6 protein-coding genes are annotated in these 5,093 nt (G+C 72.2%); 2 read left to right on the forward strand and 4 right to left on the reverse strand.

The features are described from left to right. A partial coding sequence (locus tag AC08OU_RS13225; RefSeq protein ID WP_476605008.1) for a DUF4145 domain-containing protein occupies nt 1–440 on the reverse strand: 440 nt, incomplete at its 3' end. A 158-nt stretch (nt 441–598) separates the two neighbouring features. Here AC08OU_RS13225 and AC08OU_RS13230 point away from each other — a divergent pair. Continuing rightward, nucleotides 599–1,543 (forward strand): hypothetical protein, encoded by a 945-nt coding sequence (locus AC08OU_RS13230; RefSeq protein ID WP_476605009.1) that lies wholly within the window; start codon nt 599–601, stop codon nt 1,541–1,543. 7 nt (nt 1,544–1,550) lie between these two features. On the opposite strand, the gene AC08OU_RS13235 is transcribed toward AC08OU_RS13230, so the two are convergent. The 3 genes from AC08OU_RS13235 to AC08OU_RS13245 form a co-directional block, all read right to left on the reverse strand. Beyond that, entirely contained in the window at nt 1,551–2,687 is a 1,137-nt protein-coding gene (locus tag AC08OU_RS13235) for a bifunctional RNase H/acid phosphatase (RefSeq protein WP_476601526.1), read from the reverse strand. A gap of 50 nt (nt 2,688–2,737) precedes the next feature. Then, nucleotides 2,738–3,481: a zinc ribbon domain-containing protein gene (locus tag AC08OU_RS13240; protein ID WP_476601525.1), complete on the reverse strand. Its 744-nt coding sequence runs from the start codon at nt 3,479–3,481 to the stop codon at nt 2,738–2,740. Between the two features lie 130 nt (nt 3,482–3,611). Next, complete coding sequence (locus tag AC08OU_RS13245; protein ID WP_476601524.1) at nt 3,612–4,550, reverse strand: Nif3-like dinuclear metal center hexameric protein; 939 nt, start codon at nt 4,548–4,550, stop codon at nt 3,612–3,614. 160 nt (nt 4,551–4,710) lie between these two features. Between AC08OU_RS13245 and AC08OU_RS13250 the strand changes: the two genes are divergently transcribed. Then, entirely contained in the window at nt 4,711–4,914 is a 204-nt protein-coding gene (locus AC08OU_RS13250; RefSeq protein ID WP_462187649.1) for a hypothetical protein, read from the forward strand. The last annotated feature ends 179 nt before the right edge of the window (nt 4,915–5,093 follow it).

Consider the following 5,093-nt stretch of genomic DNA (forward strand, 5'->3'; position numbering starts at 1 on the left):
TCCGGGGCGGCCGGCGGGACGAAGGCAAACACCGTCCGGTCGCCGGTGAGAAAGCGGTGGAACCACACCCCCAGCTCGAAGCAGTGACCCACCATCGTGAGCGCCACCCGGACCTCACCGAAATGGCCGTGCACCGCCTCGTTGCCCGTGCGGCGAACAGCGTCGAACGCCCGCTTGATGCGAGGCTCCAGCAGACCGGCCCTGGCCAACGCGTTGACCCGGTCCACCTGGTGGTTTCCACGGGCCCGCGTTCCGGTCTCGGCAACCATCCGCTCGGCCAACGCCTCGCCGAACTGGCGCGCCTTCATCAGGGACGTGTTCGGATCGGGGTAGATGTACGACTCGGCGCTCGCCCCGAACAGGACGAGCAGCGGCTCGTGGTCGAGCAGGAAGCCGAAGTTCCGCGACGCCCGCGCCAACCTCACAATCTGTGCGCGCAACGCGCCGTCCACCACGCCCCCCACGCGTCCGAGTCGCGAAACCGGCTCCGGAACGAGGCCAGCCGCCTACCATAACGTACATCTCATCCATCAGGGGACAAGTCTTCTTACTGATCGTTTCTAGCCATGATGTGGCGACACTGCTACGGTAGGTGGCAATGTCGATCGAACGGCCGGATGCGAGCATCGATGCACCGGCCGCTCCCGGGAGACCGGGGGCCGGGCCGAGCCAGGCCGAGGTGAAGGCGCGGCTGCTCGACCGGCTCACATCATCGGAGGCAGACTCCCCCGTTTCCGCCGACGACACCGAATCCGATGGCTTGGCATCCGCAGGCTCGGCCCCTGAAGGCTCGGCGCGGCCGGAGACGGAACGTTCCAGGATCGACGCCAAGCTGGACGCGCTCGATCGACGGAACACCTCGGGTGATCGTGCCCCGTGGCCGGCCGACCGTCGGTCGGCAGAGGACCCGCGGTCCACCGATCCTTCGCCGGTGGAACGCAAGCTCGCGCTGCTCGACCGCGGGCCCGGCGGTGAGATGGACGCGGCCAGGAAGCAGGATCGGCCGGCCGGACCGGAGAAGCTGGGGTGGCGGCTCACGAGGATCTGGCGGGAAAGCCTCCGGACTCGAGATGGACGCGCCTTCTTCGAGCAGTCCGACACGGACATGCGGAGGACCGCGATGGCCGCCGAGCCGGTCCCGGGAACCTACACAGCCGACCTGCATGGCGACCCGTCGGGATTCCGGGTCGGCAAGGTCGCGCTCGACGCCCGGCAGCTCAGCGCGCTCATCCGCGCCGACGAGAACTGGCGCGGCCGACCGGTGCGGCTGCTGTCCTGCGAGACCGGGCAGGGCGACAACCCCGTGGCCCAGAAGGTCGCGGACGAACTCGGGGTCGCGGTGACGGCACCGACCGAGCTGGCCTGGGCCGACGACCGCGGTAACGTGTGGACGACCTCGAGACGCCGTGACGAGTTCGGCGTCCTGGAGGAGACCATTCCATACGACGGCGCCTGGGGGGAATGGGTCTGGGACGCATCCATCGCCTACTATCTCGAGGAGCACGATCTTCCGCCGGAGCCGGCCCCGCCTCAACCCGCCTGAGCTGCCCCTACTCGCCGTAGATCGTCTGGCCCGTCATGTGATGGGTGTCGTTGAACCCGCGTAGCACCGCCGGGCCGTCGGAGTACCAGTCGATGGTCGTCATCGACACCAGATCCAGGTGGAGGCGGTAGAGCACGGCCGGTTCCGCCGCCAGCGCCAGCTGGGCCAACCCCTTGATCGGCGTGACGTGTGAGACGACGAGGACCCGCCCGCCCGGCTGCTCGGCGAGCAGCCGGTCACGCACCCTCGCCACCCGGGCCACGGTGGCGATCAGGCTCTCCCCGCCGGGCGGCGGGACGTGCGGGTCGGCGAGCCAGGCATTGAGCTCGTCGGGGAACTTCTCACGCACCTCGGCGAAGGTCAGCCCCTCCCAGGCGCCGAAGTCGGTCTCCCGCAGATCGTCGACGACGACATAGTCGCGGCCGAGGGCCTCGGCGGTCTGCCGGGCCCGCTTCAGCGGCGAACTGACGACGAGATCGAACGGCTCGTCGCGCAGCCGGTTCGCCACGGCCGCGGCCTGGCCGAGCCCGACGTCGGTCAGGGCCGCTTCGACCGTCCCGCTGAACCGCTTCTCCACCGAGAGCGGGGTCTGCCCGTGACGCAGCAACACGGTCGTCGTCGGTGGTGCGGGCGGCGCCATCCAGCCGGAGAGCCGGTTTGTCGTCGGCGCGCGGTGCGGGACCGGGTCCGGGGACTGCGGGACCGCGGGTTCCCAGGGCCGCCCGGCGGCGGCGGCGTCCATCGCCTCGTTCGCGAGCCGATCGGCGTCGGCGTTGCGCGCGCGGGGCACCCACTGGAAACGGACCGCGGGGAACCGGGCGGCGAGTTCCGTCGCCTCAACCACCAGCGGCCGCATCGCCGGATGCTTGACCTTCCACCGGCCGCTCATCTGCTCGACAACGAGCTTGGAGTCCATCCGAACCTCCACCTCGGCGTCCGGGGCGATCTCAGCGGCGGCCCGCAGCCCGGCGATCAGCCCGGAGTACTCGGCGACGTTGTTCGTGGCGCGCCCGATCGAGTCCGCGCGCTCGGCCAGCAGCTTCCCCGAGCCGGCGTCGCGGACCACGGCTCCGTAGCCCGCCGGGCCCGGGTTGCCCCGCGACCCGCCGTCGGCCTCGATGACCAGCCTGCGCACGGTGCCCATCTACATGCTCCCCTCGTCTGACCCCGAGGCGGGCGGTCCCGCCGACGGTGCTACAGCCCCGATTCGGGGGTACGGACCAGGATGCGCCGGCACTCCTCGCAGCGCACCACCTCATCTGCCGGCGCCGCCGCCACGGCGCGCAGGTCGCCGCCCGACAGCTCGAGATGACAACCCTGGCAGCGGCGGCGCAGCAGGGCCGCGGCGCCCACTCCGCTGGAGGACGCCCGGATCCGCTCGTACAGCGCGACCAGCGCCTCGGGCAGCTCCGGGACGAGAGCGTCGCGGTCGTGGCGCAGCCGCGCCACCTCGACGTCGATCTCGGCGTAAGCCTTGTCCCGCGCGGCCACCGCCGCGTCGAGCTCGGCCTGCAGGGCCGATCGCTGCTGGGACAACGCGGAGAGCCGGCTCTCCAAGCCCTCGACGATCTCCATCTTCTCGAGCGCGTCGTCCTCGAGCACGCCCTGACGGCGGGTCAGCGAGGCGAGCTCCGCTTGCAGGTTCTCCAGCTCACGCGGCGTCGAGACGGCGCCGGAATCAAGCCGCTGGGAGTCACGGGCCGAACGGGTCCGCACGAGGTCGATCTCATTCTCCAGCTTGCGCTGGGCACGCGCGACGTCGCTCAGCTCGGTCTGCACCCCGACGACCTCACCGTCCAACGAGGTCAGCGCGGCGGTGCGCTCGGTGATGACGGCGTGCTCCGGCAGACCGCGTCGGCGGGCCACCGACCGGTCGATACCGGTGTCGAGCGCCTGCAGATCGAGCAGGCGGAGCTGAACTGCTGGGTCGGCCTTCATCGATTCCTCACTGGTACGCCTGAACGACTACACCTGGCCGACCAGGCCGGGGCGACCAGGCCCGACCCGACGCGGCGCCCTCCGTGACCCGGGCCTCGCGTGACCCGGGCCTGCGCGCCGCCGGCACCGCCTACCGGGACGGAACGTGCACCCGCCAGGGATCGGTCACGATAGCGGATACCGACGTGCTCACCGTACGTCCCCCCGCCCGCAGACCGGCGCGCAGGCGGGTGGCGGCCTGGCTCAGCCACGGCCATTCACTCGCCCAGTGGGCGACGTCGACCACCACGACCCCGTGCGCACCGACGGCGTCGAGGACGTGGTGATGCCGGCCGTCCGCGGTGACGAGGACGTCCGCTCCCGCGGCCTCGGCGGCGGCGACCAGTTCTCCCCCCGAGCCGCCGCACACCGCGATCCGCCGGACGAGCCGGTCCGCGGTACCCGTCGCCCGGACCCCGCCCGCCGTCGCCGGCAGCGCCCGGACGACCCGGGCACAGAACCGTTCCAGGGACTCGGCCGCGGGCAGGTCACCGATCCGGCCGAGGCCCCGGCACACGCTCGCCCCGCCGGCACCGCCCTCATCACCGGCACCGCCCTCATCACCGACACCGCCCTCGTCGGCCCCGGCGTCCGCCGGAGCGGGCAGCGGGGCCGGGCCGGGCAGCAGTCCCGGGCCGAGCAGCGGGGCGACGTCGCGCAACCCCAGGGCGTCGGCAAGCGCGTCACTCACGCCCGGCGCGGCGACATCGGCGTTCGTGTGCACGGTGTACAGGGCGACGCCGGCCCGGATCAGGGTGGCCACGACCCGCCCGCCCGGACCGGTCTCGGCGACGCCGTGCATTCCCCGCAGGACCAGCGGGTGGTGGGTGACGAGCAGCTGAGCTCCCACCGTGGCGGCCTCGGCCGCCACCTCTGGGGCCGGATCCACCGCAAACAGGACGGCCGAGACCGGCGCGTCCGGATCACCCACCGCCAGTCCCACCGCGTCCCAGGACTCGGCCCAGGACGGGGGGAAGAAACGCTCAAGCACGGCCACACAGTCACGCACTGTCGCCGACGGAAAGGTCACCACCGTGACCCTACCCGCTTCGTCGCAGCAACCTGCCAGCCGGTCACACTGCCCGGTGCCGCGCCCGGGCGCCGCGCGGGCGGTCGCCCCAGCCCCGTAACGTCACCGGTGGCAACACGCCCGCAATGTGCTGGCGAGCCGCGAGGAAAGGGCAGTCGTCATGGCGGACGTTTCAGTGCGATTCCAGGTGGCGGGGGATGCCGAGATCGTGCTGAACCTCGCGACCCCGCAGGCTGTCCGGCTGGTGGAAGCCATCATGCGCAAGGTGGCCGAGGCCATGGGCGTGCCGGAACGGCCCGCCGTCGGGGCCATGTGGCCCGACGTGCCATCGGCGCAGGCACCGTTCGCTCCGGACCGGCGCTGAGCCGCTGAGCCACCGAGCCACGCGGGCGGTCGCCCGTCACCGGCGGCCGCCGGTGACGGGCAGCCGCCGGAGCCGATATCCGACTGGGCGCCGCCCAGTCGGTGGATCCGTGGCGCCACTGTCCGGCCGATGGACGCCCGCCGCCGGCTATGTTGGCGCAATCCCTTCGGACAAAGGGG

Source organism: Frankia sp. CcMO1, from assembly GCF_977945845.1.